The sequence below is a fragment of the Stenotrophomonas sp. P2112 genome (assembly GCF_041897515.1).
Classification (GTDB): domain Bacteria; phylum Pseudomonadota; class Gammaproteobacteria; order Xanthomonadales; family Xanthomonadaceae; genus Stenotrophomonas; species Stenotrophomonas sepilia.
In genome coordinates, this window is the sequence record NZ_CP169216.1 from 1,343,022 (window position 1) to 1,360,346 (window position 17,325).

The following is a 17,325-nucleotide window of genomic DNA, read 5'->3' on the forward strand; positions in this document are numbered from 1 at the left end:
CGGCGGGAGCTGCGCCGTGGGCTCTGTGACCTTTGGCCGGTCCCCAATCTCACGCCCCCGGCTACCCTGTGAAATTACCCGCAGGAGAGCCTCATGAACGTCCGCAACCTGGTCCCGCTGGGCCTGACCATCGCCATCGCTGCCTCGCTGGCCGCCTGTGGCAAGAACGAAACCGCGCCGGCGGCCAGTGCCGACGCCAAGCCGGCCTTCGACCTGTCGCAGATCAAGACGCCGCTGATCTCGCTCAACAGCGCCGACCTCGATCCGGCCATTTCGGCCTGTACCGACCTCAATGGCTTCGTCAACAGCAAGTGGCTGAAGGCCAACCCGGTGCCGGGCGACCAGACCACCTGGGGCAGCTTCGAGATCCTGCGCGAGCGCTCGCTGGAAGTGCAGCACGCGCTGGTGCAGCAGGCCGCCGCCAGCCAGGCCAAGGCCGGCTCGGTGGAAGCCAAGATCGGTGACATCTGGAAGACCGGCAACGACGAGGCCAAGATCGAAGCCGCCGGCCTGGCGCCGCTGCAGCCGCAGCTGGACAAGATCACCGCGCTGAACGACACCGCCGCCATCACCCAGTACCTGCGCGACAGCCAGGCCGAAGGCAAGGGCGTGTTGTTCTCGCTGTTCGCCAATGCCGACTACAAGGATTCGGCCAACGTCATCGCCTATGTCGGCCAGGGCGGCCTGGGCCTGCCGGAGAAGGGCTATTACTTCGACGATGCGCAGGCCAAGATCCGCGACGCCTACGTGGCCTACATCGCACAGGTGCTGACCCTGTCCGGCGTGGACGCGGCGCAGGCCGCCGAGCAGGCCAAGGCCGTGATGGCCTTCGAAACCCGCCTGGCCAAGGCCTCGATGTCACGCATCGAAATGCGTGACCCGGCCAAGCGCTACAACCCGCTCAGTGCCGCCGACGCGGACAAACTGACCCCGAACTTCAGCTGGACCGCGCTGTTCGACACCCTGAAGGTACCGGCCGCGCAGAAGTTCTCGCTGGCGCAGCCGGGCTTCTTCGGTGAAATGGACAAGATGCTGGCCGATGTGCCCGCCAGCACCTGGCAGGCCTACCTGCGCTTCCATACCATCGACGATGCCGCGCCATACCTGAGCAGCCAGTTCGAGAAGGCCAACTTCGATTTCTACGGCACGACCCTGCGTGGCCAGAAGGAAATGCAGCCGCGCTGGAAGCGCGTGCTGGAGTCGGTCAACGGCGGCATGGGTGAAGCCCTGGGCCAGCTGTACGTCGACGCCGTGTTCCCGGCCGAGTCGAAGGTCGCCATGCAGCACCTGGTGGAAAACCTGTCGCAGGCGCTGAAGGCGCGCCTGGAGCAGCTGCCGTGGATGGGCGAGGAAACCAGGAAGAAGGCACTGGAAAAATGGGCCAGCTTCACCCCGAAGATCGGCTACCCGGACAAGTGGCGTGACTGGTCGGGCCTGCAGACCAACGGCGACAGCTACCTGGGCAACATGCAGGCAGCACGCGCGTTCAACTACCGCTACATGCTGGACAAGATCGGCAAGCCGGTGGACAAGACCGAGTGGGGCATGACCCCGCAGACCGTCAATGCGTACTACAACGCCACCAAGAACGAGATCGTGTTCCCGGCGGCGATCCTGCAGGCGCCGTTCTTCGACGCCAAGGCCGATCCGGCGCTGAACTACGGCGGCATCGGTGCAGTCATCGGCCATGAGATGATGCACGGCTACGACGACTCGGGCAGCCAGTTCGCCGCCAACGGCAACTTCGACAACTGGTGGACGGACGCCGACCGCAAGGCCTTCACCGAGCGTACCGACCAGCTGGTCGCCCAGTTCGACGGCTACGAGTCGGTGCCGGGCGTGTTCGTGAAGGGCAAGCTGACCCTGGGCGAGAACATCGGCGACCTGGGCGGCCTGACCGTGGCCTACGACGCGCTGCAGATGGCGCTGAAGGAAGACCCGAAGGCGAACGTCGAGGTTGACGGCCACAGCCAGGACCAGCGCTTCTTCATGAACTGGGCCACCGTGTGGCGCCGCAACTTCACCGATGGCGAGCTGCGCGTGCGCCTGAACACCGATCCGCACGCGCCGGCCAATTTCCGTGCCAACGGTGCGCCGTCGAACATGCCCTCGTTCGCTGCTGCATTCCAGTGCAAGGCGGGTGATGCGATGGTGCGCGCCGACGACAAGCGCGTGGTGATCTGGTAATCGATCACCCGTGATGCGTGGAGCGAAAGGCCCGGCGAACGCCGGGCCTTTTGTCTTCCAGGCCGGCAGCGCAGCGCCGGCTGGTAGAGTCGACTGTTAGTCGACTATCGCGCGCAGCGCGGGATTTTCGCGATCTGGACGAAGAGCAGTCGACTAACAGTCGACTCTACCGGCGGGTCGTTTCACCGTCGGGAAGATCTCAGGCCAGCGCCGGTTCCCGCTCCAGCATGCGATGGAAGCGTTGCAGCACGTACGGATCCACCAGCCCGCCGGCCTGCTCGTCGATGATCCGCAATGCGGCCTCATGCTCCATCGCATTGCGATACGGGCGCACGCTGGTCATCGCATCGTAGGCATCGGCGATGGTGACGATGCGCGCACCCAGCGGGATGGATTCGCCGCGCAGCCCATCGGGGTAGCCGCTGCCATCGAAGGCCTCGTGATGGGCGCGGATCAGCCGCGCCACCGGCAAGGCGTCGCTGCGGCCGGTGGCCAGGAAGATGTGTTCGCCGCGTACCGGATGCTCGCGCATGATCGCGCGCTCCTCATCGGTATGCCGGCGGGGTGCCAGCAGCACATCATCGGGTATGCCGATCTTGCCGATGTCATGGAAGCGCGCGGCCAGGCCGATCTGCGCACGGGCCTCGTCATCAAGATCGCAGTGCGTGGCCAGACACTGCGCGAGCAGGCCAACGCGGTCGCAGTGGTGGCGGGTATAGGCGTCGCGCATCTGCAGCGACATCGCGAGGGCATCGATCAGGCAGGCCTGCGCGTGCAGCAGGTCGGGGGCGGGTACGGCGTCAGGGAACATTGTCATCCGCCCGCACCGGGTGGGGGCCGGTGCGGGGTGTTCGGGGGGGGGGATCAACCCGGGGCGAGGGTGGTCAGAAGGGCGCGGGCCGCGTTGAAGCGGTCTTCCGGCAACGGCAGCGGGTGCTTGATGCGCAGCTTGTCGGGCCCTTCCATGGCATAGAGGTTCGGTTGTTTCTGGATCAGCTGGATCACCGCCATCGGATCGATGTTCGGCTTGGACTCGAACACGATGCGGCCGCCGTTCTCGCCCAGGTCGAGCTTGCGGATGCCCAGCGTATTGGCTTTCAGCTTCAGCTCGGCGATGGCGAACAGGTGCTTGGCTGCATCCGGCAGCAGGCCGAAGCGGTCGATCATCTCCACCTGCAGTTCGCGCAGTGCATCGCTGTCGCGCGCGCTTGAAATGCGCTTGTACAGGGTCAGGCGGGTGTGCACGTCCGGCAGGTAGTCTTCCGGGATCAGTGCCGGCACATGCAGCTCGACCTCGGCGCCGCGCACTTCCTCACCGGCATCCAGGTCGGGCAGCTTGCCCTGCTTGATGCTGCGTACCGCGCGTTCCAGCAGCTCGGTATACAGGCTGAAGCCAACCTCGGCCATCTGCCCGCTCTGGTCCTCGCCAAGCAGTTCACCGGCGCCGCGGATTTCCAGATCGTGGGTGGCCAGGGTGAAGCCGGCGCCCAGCTCGTCCATCGAGGCGATCGCTTCCAGGCGCTTCTCGGCGTCGGGGGTGATCGCGCGACGGTCGGGGGTGATCAGGTAGGCGTAGGCACGGTGGTGCGAACGGCCGACGCGGCCACGCAGCTGGTGCAGCTGGGCCAGGCCGAAACGGTCGGCACGGTTGATGATGATGGTGTTGGCGTTGGGGATGTCGATGCCCGATTCGATGATCGTGGTCGACAGCAGCACGTTGAAACGCTGCTTCTGGAAATCCAGCATCACCTTTTCCAGTTCGCGCTCGGGCATCTGCCCGTGGGCGATGCCGATGCGTGCCTCCGGCACCAGCTCGGACAGCTCGCGCTGCATGCGGCCGATGCTCTCCACATCGTTGTGCAGGAAGTACAGCTGGCCACCGCGCGCGAGCTCGCGCTGGAAGGCTTCGCGCAGCAGCGCGTTGTCCCACTGGGTGATGAAGGTCTGCACCGCCAGCCGGTTCGGCGGCGGCGTGGCGATGATCGACAGGTCGCGCAGGCCGGCCATGGCCATGTTGAGCGTGCGCGGGATCGGCGTGGCGGTCAGCGTCAGCAGGTGTACGTTGGCGCGCAGCGCCTTCAGCGCCTCCTTCTGGCGCACGCCGAATCGCTGCTCCTCGTCGACGATGACCATGCCCAGGTCCTTGAACTTCACGTCAGGCTGCAGCAGGCGATGGGTGCCGACGATGACGTCGATGGTGCCAGCGGCCACCTTCTCCAGTTCGGCCTTGATTTCCTTGCTGGTCTTGAAGCGCGACAGCACTTCGACCTTCAGCGGGTAATCGGCGAAACGGTCGCGGAAGTTGCGATAATGCTGCTCGGCCAGCAGCGTGGTCGGCACCAGCACCGCCACCTGCTTGCCGGCACTGGCCGCAGCAAATGCAGCGCGCACCGCCACCTCGGTCTTGCCGAAGCCGACGTCGCCGCAGACCACGCGGTCCATCGGCTGGCTGCTGGCCAGGTCGCGCAGGGTGGCATCGATCGCAGCCAGCTGGTCGGGGGTTTCCTCGAACGGGAAACCGGCGGCGAACGGCTCGTACATCGCGCGGTCGACCTGCAGTGCCAGGCCGGCACGCGCCTGGCGGCGGGCCTGGATTTCCAGCAGTTCGGCGGCGACATCGCGCACCTTCTCGGCGGCCTTGCGCTTGGCCTTGCTCCACTGCTCGCCACCGAGCGAATGCAGCGGTGCGGTTTCCGCCGAAGCGCCGGAGTAGCGGCTGATCAGGTGCAGCTGGGCGACCGGTACATACAGGCGGTCGCCCTTGGCATATTCGATGTCGAGGAACTCGCCGGGCATGCCGCCGACGTCCATCGCGATCAGGCCACGGTAGCGGCCGACGCCATGGTCCTCGTGCACGATCGGCGCACCCTCGGTCAGCTCGCCGAGGTCGCGGATGATCGCTTCCGGCTCGCGGCCGGCGCGACGCGGGCGGCGGGTGCTGCCGGCGCGGTCGGGGAACAGCTGGCGCTCGGTCAGCACCGCGATGCGCGGATCGTCCAGTGCGAAGCCATCTTCCAGCGGTGCCACCGCGATCGCGAAGCGCGCACCGTCGGCGAGGAAGCTGGGCAGGTCGGCCACCACCGGCGGCTTCAGTTCGGCGGCCTGCAGCACTTCCAGCAGGGCCTCGCGACGCCCGGGCGAATCGGCGGCGATCAGTACCCGGCCCGGATAGTGGCCGAGGAAGGATTTCAGCGCGTCGCCAGCGGGGGCCTCGCGCGCGGCCACCGGCAGCGGCGGCAGCGGCTGGTCACCCAGCGCGTGGGCATCGGCGATGCGCGCGTGGTCAGCCGACCACACCTCGATGCGCGGGGCATCGTTCAGGCGCTCGCGCAGCAGCTCCGGCGACAGGTACAACGCCGAAGGCGGCAGCAGCGGGCGCTCCACATCATGGCGGCGCTGCTCATAGCGGTCCGCGGTCTGCGCCCAGAACGCGACGGATGCTTCATACGCACCGGTACAGACCACCGGCAGGCTGCCGTCGGGCAGGTAGTCGAACAGGGTTGCGGTGCGTTCGAAGAACAGCGGCAGGTAGTACTCGACGCCGGCCGGGGCCAGCCCGGACTTCAGATCCTGGTACAGCGAACTGCGCCGGGTATCCACATCGAAACGCTCGCGCAGCGTGGCCAGCACGCGTGCGATGCTGGCCTCGTCCATCGGCACTTCGCGGCCGGGCAGCATGTGCACCGCCTCGACCTTGTCCAGCGAACGCTGGCTTTCCGGATCGAAGGCACGGATCGAGTCGATGTCCTCGTCCAGTAGTTCTACCCGCAGCGGCTCGTCGGCGCCCATCGGGAACACGTCGAGCAGGCCGCCGCGCACCGCGAAGTCACCCGGGTCCATCACCTGCGGCACGTTGCGGTAGCCGGCGCTTTCCAGGCGACGCTTCTCGGCTTCCAGGTCCAGGCGCTGGCCGACTTTCAGGTCGAAGCTGCCACCGATCACATAGCTGCGCGGGGCCAGCTGCTGCAGCAGGGTCTGCACCGGCACGATCACCAGGCCGCGCTTCAGCGCCGGCAGGCGGTGCAGGGCGGACAGGCGCTGCGAGATGATGTCCGGATGCGGGCTGAAGCGGTCGTACGGCAGGGTTTCCCAGTCCGGGAAGGCGACCACCGGCAGGGCCGGGTCACCGCCAAGCAGGGTCTGCAGGTCGGCTTCGAGCTGGTTGGCACCGTGGTTGTCACGGGCGATCACCAGCAGCGGGGCGTCATGCGCACGCGCGGCCTGGGCCAGGTACCAGGCCAGGGCGGTCGGCGAGGCGGGGGCGCGCCACCAGGCGCGGAGCTGGCCGGCGCGCGGCAGCGGCGGGGCGGGGTATGAGGTACGCGACATGGACCCCGGATTTTAGCAGAAGCCCGATCGAAGCCCGGTGGGTCGTGCCGGCCGTTTGCCGACGGCCTCACGTGCCGTTGGGGGAACACAATGCCGGCCAGCGGCCGGCACTACCGGGAGGTATGGCCGGGCAGGGCCCGGCGCATCCGTCAGTTGTCCAGCTCCAGCACCATCCGCACCAGGCCTTCGGCACCGGTCGGGTGCGGCACCGGCTTGAAGCCCAGCGAGGCGGCCAGCTGCTTCATCGGCTCGTTCTCGGCGGCAACGTCGCCGTACAGGCGGTCGAGGTACTTGCCGCGGCCCCACTTCACCAGCTTGCGCATCAGCTGCCGGCCCAGGCCCTGGCCAATGAGGAAGCGGCTGATCAGGATCGCGTACTCGGCTTCACGGGTGCCGGGGATGATCGAGGCCCGGGCGACCGCGCCGACCACCGCTTCGCCCGCGGGCAGGGACTCGGCTGCGACCAGGGTGATCTCGGTCTTGGGGTTGGGGTGGGTCAGACGCTGGGTGGTTTCCGGCGACAGCTCGGTCACCGCCTGCAGGAAACGATCACGGATTTCTTCCGGCCCGAACAGGCTGAATGCCGCTTGCAGCGGTGCGCCATCTTCCGGGCGGATGGGGCGGATCAGCAGCTCGTGGCCGCTGGGAGCCTTGAAGATCTCATGCCAGGGCGGCATGCGGTTGCGAGTGGCCATACCGGGTGATTCCTTGGTGGTCCATCGATTGTGGCATCACCGGGGCTGCGTTCCGTGAACGAAAGGCTCACGGCGGTACAGCCTCGTGAAGGCCGTTATTCGGGGGCTTTGAGCCAGTCCAGGCGGGTGCTGGCCCCGGGTTCGCCCAGGTGCTGGCGCAGCGCCGGCAGGGCCGGACCGACCACGCGGTCGAACTGCCACGGCGGGTTGAGCAGCAGCATGCCGCTGCCGTTGAGGCGCAGCGGCGAGTCGTCCGGGCGCACCAGGAACTCGATCGTCATCGCCGATTTCACCGGCAGGGCGGTGGCCTTGCGCAGGAAGTGCAGGATGGTGCGGCGCTGCTTGATCGGGAACCAGACCGCACAGGTGGCCTGCGGCCAGCGTGCCAGGGTTTCGGCCAGGGCGGCCAGCACCGCCTGGTACTCGGCATCCTGGGCTTCGTAGGGCGGGTCGATCAGCACCAGGCCGCGGCCGATCTTGCTGCCGTTGAACTTCGGCGGCAGCAGCGAACGCAGCAGGGCATAGCCATCGCCCGCCCGAACGTCGACGCGGCTGTCATGGGCGAACAGGGCCTTCAGCGTGGCCGTTTCGGCTTCCTGCAGCTCACAGACCGCCATGCGGTCCTGGGGGCGCATGGCCTGCGCGCTCAGCAGCGGCGAGCCCGGATAATTGGTCAGTGCGCCCACCGGATTGTCGGCCTGCACCGCCTTCAGGTAGCGCTCGACTACCTCCGGCAGCCTGGGCTGGGCCATCAGCCGCATGATCCCGGATTCGGCCTCCAGGGTCTTGCGGCTCTCTTCGCTGGCCAGCAGGTAGCGGCCAGCACCGCCGTGGGTGTCGAGCACGAAGAACGGGCTGTCCTTGCGCTTGAAGCTGTCGATCAGGGCCAGCTGCACGATGTGTTTGAGCACGTCGGCGTGGTTGCCGGCATGGAAGGCGTGGCGATAGTTCATGGGCCGCAGTGTACGGGGCGGCGGCCGCAGCGGCTATGCTGCGCGCCATGACAGCTCCTGTTGCCCATGTCCTGGTGGTCGAGGACGAAGCCGCCATCGCCGAAACCGTGCTCTATGCGCTGCGCAGCGAGGGCTATGCCGCCAGCCACTGCCTGCTCGGTGGCGAGGCGCTGCAACGGCTGCAGGCCGGGGATATCGACGTGGTGGTGCTGGACGTGGGCCTGCCCGACCTGGGTGGCTTCGAGGTGTGCCGCCGGCTGCGCGCGCAGCCCGGTCCGGCGGCGCAGCTGCCGGTGATCTTCCTGACCGCCCGCAACGATGAAGTGGACCGCGTGCTCGGCCTGGAACTGGGCGCCGACGATTACATGACCAAGCCGTTCTCGCCGCGTGAGCTGGTGGCGCGGGTGCGTGCGCGCCTGCGTCGCGCCGCACCGGTCGCGGCAGCCCCCGGCGCCGATACGGGCTGGCAGGAACATGGTGCCTTCGCCATCGACCGTGAAGGCCGGCGCATCCGCTTCCGCGGCCACGCGCTGGACCTGACCCGCTACGAGTACGCGTTGCTGGAAGCGTTGCTGCAGCGGCCGGGTGCCATCCTCAGTCGTGCCCAGTTGATGGATCGCGGCTGGGACAGCAGCGCCGATAGTGCCGACCGTACCGTCGACACCCATGTAAAGACGTTGCGCGCCAAGCTGCGCGCAGCCGGTGCCAGCGACGACCCGATCCGCACCCACCGTGGCCTCGGCTACGCGCTGGAGGTCTAGCCGATGCGCCTGGTCCTGAAGCTGTTCCTCGGCTTCTTCCTGATCACCGGCATCGCCGCGTTCTTCGTGATGCGCGTGTTCGTCAACGAAGTGAAGCCGGGTGTGCGCCAGGCGATGGAATCGACCCTGGTCGATGCCGCCAACGTGCTGGCCGAGATGGCGGCGGCCGATGTCAAGGACGGCACCATCCGCAGCGGCAGCTTCACCCGCAACCTCGCCAAGGCGCGGCAGCGTGACCTGAAAGCGATGGTCTGGCGCTTTCCCAAGCGCTCACTGGACTACCGGGTGACCATCACCGATGCCAAGGGCATCGTCATCTACGACTCGCTGGGCCGCGACCTGGGGCGTGACAATTCGCGCTGGAACGATGTCTACCGCACCCTGCGTGGCGAGTACGGCGCCCGCTCCAGCCCGGAAGTGCCAGGCGAAGAAGGCGATACGGTGATGCATGTGGCGGCGCCGGTATACGACCCGGCCGATGGCCGCACCCTGATCGGCGTGCTCAGCCTGGCCCAGCCCAATCGCAGCATCGATCCGTTCATTGCGGCCAGCCAGCGCGCCATCATCGAGCGCGGCGCCTGGCTGATCGGATTGTCGGCGCTGGTCGGCGTGCTGGTGACGATGTGGCTCACGACGGGCCTTGGCCAGCTCAGCCGCTATGCACGGGCGGTCAGCGCCGGCGAACCGGTGCCACCGCCGCGGCGGCGCCGCGACGAGATCGGCGACCTGGGCCAGGCACTGGAAACAATGCGCCGCAAGCTGGAGGGCAAGGCCTACGTCGAGCAGTACGTGCAGTCGCTGACGCATGAAATGAAAAGCCCGTTGGCGGCGATCCGCGGTGCCGCCGAGCTGCTGCAGGAGCCGCTGCCGGAGGCCGACCGCGTGCATTTCGCACGCAGCATCGTCGATCAGCAGGAGCGGCTGACCGAGACGATCGACAAGCTGCTGGCGCTGGCCGAAGTGGAACAGCACGGCTGGCTGCAGACCCGCGATCCGATCGCGCTGCCAACCTTGCTGGCCGATGCGGCGGCGGCGGCGCAGGTGCGTGCGCAGGCGGCCGGCGTGCAGGTTCGCATCGGCAGCGTGCCCGACATGCGCGTGCAGGGTGATGCCTATCTGCTGCGGCAGGCGTTGCACAACCTGATCGACAACGCCATTGCCTTCTCACCGCCCGGCGCGGACATCGCGCTGCAGGCCGAGGTGGACGGGCAGGGCGTGCGCCTGCAGGTAGCGGATCGCGGCGCCGGCATTCCCGACTACGCGCGCGAACGGGTGTTCGAACGCTTCTATTCGCTGGCCCGCCCCGGCAGCGGCCGGCGCAGTTCCGGCCTGGGCCTGCCGTTCGTGCAGGAAGTGGCTCGCCTGCATGACGGACGCGCCAGCCTCGACGCCCGCGATGGCGGTGGCACGGTGGCCAGCCTGTGGCTGCCGTTGGGTGCAGCGGGCCAGCGTCCGCGCCGCTGACTTCACACTCGCTTCAAATTCGCCACAAACCCTGCTCACCGCAGCGGTCCATCCTGCAGCCCTCTCCAACGAGGATGGACCATGAAATCCCTGAAGATGCTGCTGCGGTTCGCCATTGTCGGCGGGCTGATCCTGTTGTTGCTGGTGCCGCTGATGATGATCCGCGGGGTGATCACCGAGCGCAGCCAGTACCGCGACGAGGCCTTTGCGCGGGTGGCCGACAGCCGTGCCGGCACGCAGCAGCTGGTTGGCCCGGTGCGGGTGGTGCCGTGGGTGGAACGCAAGCAGGTTGAACTGGTTGACCCGCTGGGCGTCAAGAAGACCGAGGTGCAGGTCACCGAGGGGCACTGGCTGCAGATGCCGGCGTCGCTGGAGGTGGGCGGTGACATGCTGCCGAGCCAGCGCGAAGTCGGCCTGTTCAAGGTGCCGGTGTACAGCTGGAACGGCCAGATGAAGGCGAGCTTCGCCGCTGACGACTATCCCGTGAAGGCAGGGCGCACGTATGGCCAGCCGTATGTGGCGGTGGGCGTTTCCGATGTGCGCGGCCTGGTCGGTACACCGAACCTGCGCGTGGATGGCAAGCAGCTGCGCCTGCTGCCGGGCGTCGGCGTGGCCAGCGAAGTTGGCCGTGGCCTGCATGCGCCGGTGGCCGGTTTCGCTGCGGATCAGGGCGGCACGCTGGCGGCCAGCACCGTTGAACTGGAGCTGCGCCTGGATGGCAGCCGCATGCTGTCGGTGGTGCCGGTGGGCGATGACACCCACATCGCGCTGCGTTCGAGCTGGCCGCATCCGTCGTTCAGCGGTGCGTTCCTGCCCAACGAGCGGCGCGTTGATGCACAGGGATTCGACGCGCGCTGGGCGGTGTCATCGCTGGCCTCCGACGCACAGCGGCAGCTGCGCAATGAAGGTTCGGTCGACTCGCAGGCGGTGACGGTGTCGCTGGTCGATCCGGTCGATACCTACACCCAGGCCGACCGTGCGTCCAAGTACGGGGTGCTGTTCGTGCTGCTGACCTTTGTCGGATTCATCCTGTTCGAGCTGATCAAGTCGCTGCGCATCCACCCGCTGCAGTACCTCATGGTCGGCCTGGCGCTGGCGATCTTCTTCCTGCTGCTGATCAGCCTGTCCGAGCACATCGCGTTCTGGAAGGCCTACCTGGTTTCGGCGGTGGCCTGTATCGGCCTGCAGGCGGTGTATCTGGCCAACGTGCTGGGCCATTGGAGGCGCGGCCTCGGCTTCGCGGCCCTGCTGACCGTGCTGTACGGCGCGCTGTATGGCCTGCTGGTGTCGGAGAACAACGCACTGCTGATGGGGTCGCTGCTGCTGTTCGTGATCCTGGCGCTTGCGATGTGGGTGACCCGCCGGGTCGACTGGTACGCGCTCGGCGCGGACCTGAAGTAAGGAGCACGCCATGGGCTGGCGCCAGGGATTGCGGCAACGGGCACGGCAGGGCATTCCGGCCCTGCTGGAAGTGGATGCGCTGCTGCAGGCACATGGCGTGCTGGCGGCCCTGCCGGGGGCGCGGATCGCCCCCGGTCTGGTCCGCTTCCAGCTGGCGGCGGTGACCTGCGAAGGATTGCAGGGGCAGGGATTGCGTTGGCTGCAGGGTGCGCGGCAGGGACGCGGCGCGGTGGCCGGGCGGGTGCCGCGCTATCGGCCATGGAAGGCCGGCGCGGAGGCATTGGCCGAGATCGGCATCGGCGGCCTTCCGGATGACTGGCCGGCACACGCGGCGGTGTACGGCTGCAGCAGCGTCGACCGGCGGCACTGGTTGCTGTTGCTGCCGGAGCGGGCGCAGTTGTGGTTGGGATGGAGCGGGTGATTCGGCTTTTGCGGGTACGAACCAAGACTCTGCTGTGGGTGCGAACCAACCACTCTCCTGTGGGTGCGAACCTCGGTTCGCACGCTTCCGCGCCGCCCATGACCGATGGGACGGTATCGCCGCGCCCCGGCTGGCTAGACTCGATGGGTTGATGATCGAGCCGAAGGGCAGGGGTGCGATGTGTTGAAGTGGGGCGTGCTGGCCGTAGCGCTGGCGATGGGTGGCAATGCAGCGGCGCAGCAGCGCGAAACGGTGGACCTGGACATGGTCAGCCGCATCCGCCAGGAGGCATTCCACCGTTCGCAGGTGATGGACACCTTCAGCTATCTCACCGAGCGCATCGGCCCGCGCCTGAGCAATTCGCCGGCGATGGGCCGCGCCAATGCGTGGACCCGCGGCAAGTTCAACGAATGGAAGCTGGACAACGTCCACGACGAAGCCTTCGATGATTTCGGCCGTGGCTGGGAATTCACCTCGGCGAGCGTGGAAATGCTGGGTGACCGCGTGCAGCCGCTGCATGCGCTGCCCAAAGCCTGGACCCGCGGTACGAAGGGCCCGGTCGAAGGCGAGCTGGTGCAGGTCGACATCAAGAAGCCCGAAGACATCGAGAAGTACCGCGGCAAGCTGCGCGGCAAGATCCTCCTGCTGGGCGAGGCACGCGAATACAAGCGGGGCACCGAGCCCGATTCGCACCGCCACGACGCGACCTCGCTCGAGGGCCTGCAGGAGTTCACCCTGCCCAAGGACAAGGACGCTACCGCCGAGCGCGCCAAGCGGGTCAAGGAGTACCAGGAACGCCAGCAGCTGGCGGCCAAGGTCAATGCGTTTTTCGTCGAAGAGGGCGCGCTGGCCTCGATCAGCATCAGCAGCTGGGACAACGGCATCATCCGCGTTGCCGGCGGCGGTTCGCGCAAGGCCGGTGAGCCGGTGGGCATCCCGGAACTGGCGATGATCAGCGAACACTTCAATCCGCTGGTGCGCGCGCTTCAGGCCAAGCAGACGGTGCGCCTGCGCGTGGATGTAGCGGCGCGCTTCACCGACGAGGCCGACCAGCCCGGCTACAACACGCTGGCCGAGATCCGCGGCAGCAGCAAGCCCGATGAAGTGGTGATGATCGGTGCGCACCTGGATTCGTGGCACAGCGGCACCGGTGCGGCCGACAACGCGGCCGGCGTGGCGGTGATGATGGAGGCGATGCGCATCCTCAAGGCCACCGGCGCCAAGCCCAAGCGCACCATCCGCGTGGCGCTGTGGAGCGGCGAGGAGCAGGGCCTGATCGGCTCGCAGGCCTACGTCGCCAAGCATTTCGGTCGCTTCCCCGAACCCACTGACGCGGCGCAGAAGGCGCTGCCGGCGTCGCTGCGCGAGCCGACCGGTGCACTGCAGAAGACCCGCGATTACAGCAAGTTCCAGGTTTACTTCAACATGGACAACGGCTCGGGCCGCTTCCGTGGCATCTACGCGCAGGAAAACCTGGCGGCGATGCCGATCTTCGAAGCCTGGCTGGCGCCGTTCCATGACGTGGGCGCCACCACCGTGGCCACCCGCAACACCGGCAGTACCGACCACATCAGCTTCGATCGCATCGGCCTGCCGGGCTTCCAGTTCATCCAGGACCGGCTGGACTACTTCACCAACGTCCACCACAGCCACCTGGACACCTGGGACCACGCCGAACCGGAAGACCTGAAGCAGGCCGCGGCCATCGTCGCTTCGTTCGCCTACAACGCCGCAATGCGCGAGCCGTCCTTCCCGCGAAAGGCAGAACCGTAAAAGGGGACGGAGGGGATTAAGTCGCATCTCCCCTCCGCTTCCCGGTTGCAGCACCCCAGGGCTGGGCAATCGCGACTTAATCCCCTCCGTCCCCTTTTTCCGTCGGGGGCGGTGGGCTGGTAAAATCGGGGGATTCCCGTTCCTCGAGCCGTCCATGACCTGCCGCACCCGCTTCGCCCCCAGTCCCACTGGCTACCTGCACATCGGTGGTGCCCGCACCGCGCTGTACTGCTGGCTGGAGGCCCGTCACCGCGGCGGTGAGTTCGTGCTGCGCATCGAGGACACCGACCGCGAACGCAGCACCCAGGGCGCAATCGACGCCATCCTGGAGGCGATGGAGTGGCTGGGCCTGGACTACGACGAAGGCCCGATCTACCAGACCGACCGCGTCGCCCGTTACCAGGAAGTGGCCGAGCAGCTGATCGCCGAGGGCAAGGCGTACTACGCCTACGAGACCCGCGAGGAGCTGGATGCCATGCGCGAGGCCGCCATGGCCAGGCAGGAAAAGCCGCGCTACAACGGCGCTGCGCGCGATCTGGGCCTGCCCTACCGGGACGACCCGAACCGCGTCATCCGCTTCAAGAACCCGCTGGAAGGCACGGTGGTGTTCGATGACCTGATCAAGGGCCGCATCGAGATCGCCAACAGCGAGCTGGATGACATGGTCATCTTCCGCCCGGACGGCTACCCCACCTACAACTTCGCGGTGGTGGTGGACGACTGGGACATGGGCATCACCGAGGTCATCCGCGGCGACGACCACATCAACAACACCCCGCGCCAGATCAACCTGTATGAAGGCATCGGCGCGCCGGTGCCCAGGTTCGGCCACATGCCGATGATCCTGGACGAGCAGGGCGCCAAGCTGTCCAAGCGCACCGGTGCGGCTGACGTGATGCAGTACAAGGACGCCGGCTACCTGCCCGATGCGCTGCTGAGCTACCTGGCCCGCCTGGGCTGGTCGCATGGTGACCAGGAGCTGTTCAGCCGCCAGGAACTGATCGACCTGTTCGACGTGAAGGATTGCAATTCCAAGGCCTCGCGCCTGGACATGGCCAAGCTGGGCTGGGTCAACCAGCACTTCCTGAAGACCGAGGACGTGGCCGCGATCGTGCCGCACCTGGTCTACCAGCTGCAGAAGCTGGGGCTGGACGTGGCCGCCGGCCCGGCTCCGGAGGATGTGGTGATCGCCCTGCGTGAACGCGTGCAGACCCTGAAGGAAATGGCCGAGAAGGCCGTGGTCTGGTACCAGCCGCTGACCGAGTACGATGAAGCGGCGGTGGCCAAGCACTTCAAGGCCGGTGCCGAGGTGGCGCTGGGCAAGGCCCGCGAGCTGCTGGCCGCGCTGCCGGAATGGACCGCCGAGTCGGTGGGCGTCGCCCTGCATGACGCGGCCGCAGCGCTGGAGATCGGCATGGGCAAGGTCGCCCAGCCGCTGCGCGTGGCCATCACCGGCACCCAGGTCAGCCCTGACATTTCCCATACCGTGTACCTGGCCGGCCGCGAGCAGGCCTTGAAACGCATTGATGTGGCCATCACCAAGGTAGCAACGGCCTGAGGCATCCTTGCCAGGCCCGAACCGGAGAACACGCATGCCCGCCAAGACCGCCACTGCCTGTACCGCCCCGCACCACCACGTCCACGACGCATCGGATTTCGTGGCGGTGGTCGAGCGTGTCTCGCGCGAACGCGGGCTGCGCCTGACCCCGATCCGCGCCAACGTGCTGAAGCTGATCGCCGAGGCCGGCAAGCCGGTCAAGGCCTACGAGCTGCTGGAATGGGTGCGCAACGGCAAGGGCGTGGGCGCTGATGCCCCGCCCACCGTGTACCGCGCGCTGGACTTCCTGATGGCCAATGGCTTCGTGCACAAGCTGGAGTCGGTGAATGCCTTCGTGGCCTGCCATCATCCAAGCAGCGCTGCGCATTCGGTGCCGTTCCTGATCTGCAACAGCTGCCACAGCGCAGTGGAGCTGGAAGACCGCGAGATCGTCAGCCAGCTGGAGAAGCGGGCCAAGGAACTGGGCTTCCAGCCGCAGGCACAGACCCTGGAAGTGCACGGTCTCTGCGCGCGCTGCGCGGGGTAACGCAATGGTAGTGCCGGCCGCTGGCCGGCATCCTGAGTGGGGTCAGATCCCTTTGCCATTGGCAAAGGCATCTGACCCCGTTTCATGACAAGGGCTAGTCCTTCGGCTTGCCTGCGGTATCCACCCGCACGATCACCGACATGCCGGGCCGCAGCTGCGCGGCCAGCTTCTGGCCTTCATCGATCGATATCCGCACCGGCAGCCGCTGCACCACCTTGGTGAAGTTGCCGCTGGCATTGTCCGGACGCAACACGCTGAACTCCGATCCGGTGGCGGGCGCGATCTCCTGCACGCGGCCGCGCAGCACCTGGCCCTGGAACGCGTCCACCGAGAACGTGGCCGGCTGGCCGATCGCCATTCCCCAGGTCTGGCCTTCCTTGTAGTTGGCCACCACCCACAGTGTGTCAGGTACCAGGAACAGCAGCTGCGAACCGGCGGCGACATACTGGCCCACGCGCACGCTGGCTTCACTGATCTGGCCGTCGCGCGGTGCGTGGATCACCGTATTGGCAAGGTCGATGCGGGCCAGTTCCAGCTGCGCCTGTGCGCTTTCCACCTGGGCCTCCAGGCTCTTGCGCGCGACCTGGGTCGACACCAGTGTTTCCTCGGCGATTCGGATCTGCGCCTGCGACTGCTGCACGCTGGCCTGCGCCGAGGCTTGGCTGGTGCGGAACTTGTCGCGGTCATTGATCGACACCAACTGCTGCGCGGCCAGTTCCTCGTAGCGCTTCAGCTCGTTGCGCGCGCGCTGCAGTTCGGCCTGGCCAGCCGAGAGCGTGGCGCGCGCCGAGGCGATCTGCGCACGGTTCTGCGCCTGCGACTGGTCGGAGTTGGCCAGCGCCGCGCGCGCACTGTCCAGCGTCGCTTGCGCCTGGGCGACGCGTTGGGCATAGATGCGGTCATCGATGCGCAGCAGCGGCTCGCCCTGCCTTACGTGCTGGAAATCCTTCACCAGCACTTCAGTCACATAGCCATTCACCTGCGGCGCCATCACCGTGATCTGTCCGCGCACATAGGCGTTGTCGGTCACCATCACGCTGCTGGTGAACGGCCACAGGTGCCAGGCGCGCAGGATCAGCGCGATGCCCAGCAGGGCGACCACCACCATCACTACCACGCTGCGCGCGCTGGGCTTGAGGTACTTCGGCGCGACCGCCGGTTCAACGGGCGTGGGCGCAGGCGCCGCGTCGGTCGGCGGCGGTGGGGTCACGTTGTCGGCGTCGTCGGATCGGGGCGGGACGGGGGGCATGGTCGAGA

The 17,325-nt window shown here is 67.3% G+C and carries 13 protein-coding genes; 8 read left to right on the top strand and 5 right to left on the bottom strand.

The window, feature by feature from the left end; all coding sequences use genetic code 11:
* Positions 1 to 93 precede the first annotated feature (93 nt).
* Positions 94 to 2,187, top strand: a complete 2,094-nt coding sequence (locus ACEPA4_RS06270; protein WP_065179781.1) for a M13 family metallopeptidase — start codon at positions 94 to 96, stop codon at positions 2,185 to 2,187.
* Between the two features lie 199 nt (positions 2,188 to 2,386).
* Here ACEPA4_RS06270 and ACEPA4_RS06275 read toward each other — a convergent pair whose 3' ends face one another.
* The 4 genes from ACEPA4_RS06275 to ACEPA4_RS06290 all read right to left on the bottom strand — a co-directional run bounded on the left by ACEPA4_RS06275 (position 2,387) and on the right by ACEPA4_RS06290 (position 8,164).
* On the bottom strand, positions 2,387 to 3,004 hold the full coding sequence (locus tag ACEPA4_RS06275) for an HD-GYP domain-containing protein (RefSeq protein WP_005415790.1): 618 nt from the start codon (positions 3,002 to 3,004) through the stop codon (positions 2,387 to 2,389).
* Positions 3,005 to 3,051: 47 nt separating this feature from the next.
* On the bottom strand, positions 3,052 to 6,516 hold the full coding sequence (gene mfd, locus ACEPA4_RS06280) for a transcription-repair coupling factor (RefSeq protein WP_262090875.1): 3,465 nt from the start codon (positions 6,514 to 6,516) through the stop codon (positions 3,052 to 3,054).
* 149 nt (positions 6,517 to 6,665) lie between these two features.
* Positions 6,666 to 7,211 (bottom strand): GNAT family N-acetyltransferase, encoded by a 546-nt coding sequence (locus tag ACEPA4_RS06285; RefSeq protein ID WP_004150340.1) that lies wholly within the window; start codon positions 7,209 to 7,211, stop codon positions 6,666 to 6,668.
* Between the two features lie 95 nt (positions 7,212 to 7,306).
* Positions 7,307 to 8,164, bottom strand: coding sequence for a 23S rRNA (adenine(2030)-N(6))-methyltransferase RlmJ (locus ACEPA4_RS06290; RefSeq protein ID WP_053499314.1), 858 nt, complete (start codon positions 8,162 to 8,164; stop codon positions 7,307 to 7,309).
* Between the two features lie 35 nt (positions 8,165 to 8,199).
* On the opposite strand from ACEPA4_RS06290, the gene creB reads away from it, so the two are divergent.
* The 7 genes from creB (at position 8,200) to ACEPA4_RS06325 (ending at position 16,068) form a co-directional block, all read left to right on the top strand.
* Positions 8,200 to 8,925, top strand: a complete 726-nt coding sequence (gene creB / locus ACEPA4_RS06295; protein ID WP_080375099.1) for a two-component system response regulator CreB — start codon at positions 8,200 to 8,202, stop codon at positions 8,923 to 8,925.
* A 3-nt stretch (positions 8,926 to 8,928) separates the two neighbouring features.
* The gene (creC, locus tag ACEPA4_RS06300) at positions 8,929 to 10,389 is read left to right on the top strand and encodes a two-component system sensor histidine kinase CreC (protein WP_065177469.1); all 1,461 of its coding nucleotides are present in this window, start codon (positions 8,929 to 8,931) and stop codon (positions 10,387 to 10,389) included.
* A gap of 81 nt (positions 10,390 to 10,470) precedes the next feature.
* Positions 10,471 to 11,790, top strand: coding sequence for a cell envelope integrity protein CreD (creD, locus tag ACEPA4_RS06305; protein WP_111201450.1), 1,320 nt, complete (start codon positions 10,471 to 10,473; stop codon positions 11,788 to 11,790).
* Between the two features lie 10 nt (positions 11,791 to 11,800).
* Positions 11,801 to 12,211 carry a hypothetical protein gene (locus ACEPA4_RS06310; protein WP_005415796.1) on the top strand — a complete coding sequence of 137 codons (411 nt, stop codon included), beginning with the start codon at positions 11,801 to 11,803 and terminating at the stop codon, positions 12,209 to 12,211.
* Between the two features lie 180 nt (positions 12,212 to 12,391).
* Positions 12,392 to 13,984, top strand: coding sequence for a M20/M25/M40 family metallo-hydrolase (locus ACEPA4_RS06315; protein WP_065177467.1), 1,593 nt, complete (start codon positions 12,392 to 12,394; stop codon positions 13,982 to 13,984).
* Between the two features lie 154 nt (positions 13,985 to 14,138).
* A complete protein-coding gene (gltX, locus tag ACEPA4_RS06320; protein WP_005415798.1) occupies positions 14,139 to 15,542 on the top strand; it encodes a glutamate--tRNA ligase in 1,404 nt (467 codons plus the stop codon).
* Between the two features lie 34 nt (positions 15,543 to 15,576).
* Entirely contained in the window at positions 15,577 to 16,068 is a 492-nt protein-coding gene (locus ACEPA4_RS06325; RefSeq protein WP_005415799.1) for a Fur family transcriptional regulator, read from the top strand.
* A gap of 94 nt (positions 16,069 to 16,162) precedes the next feature.
* Here ACEPA4_RS06325 and ACEPA4_RS06330 read toward each other — a convergent pair whose 3' ends face one another.
* Positions 16,163 to 17,317, bottom strand: a complete 1,155-nt coding sequence (locus ACEPA4_RS06330) for an HlyD family secretion protein (protein WP_065177465.1) — start codon at positions 17,315 to 17,317, stop codon at positions 16,163 to 16,165.
* Positions 17,318 to 17,325 lie beyond the last annotated feature (8 nt).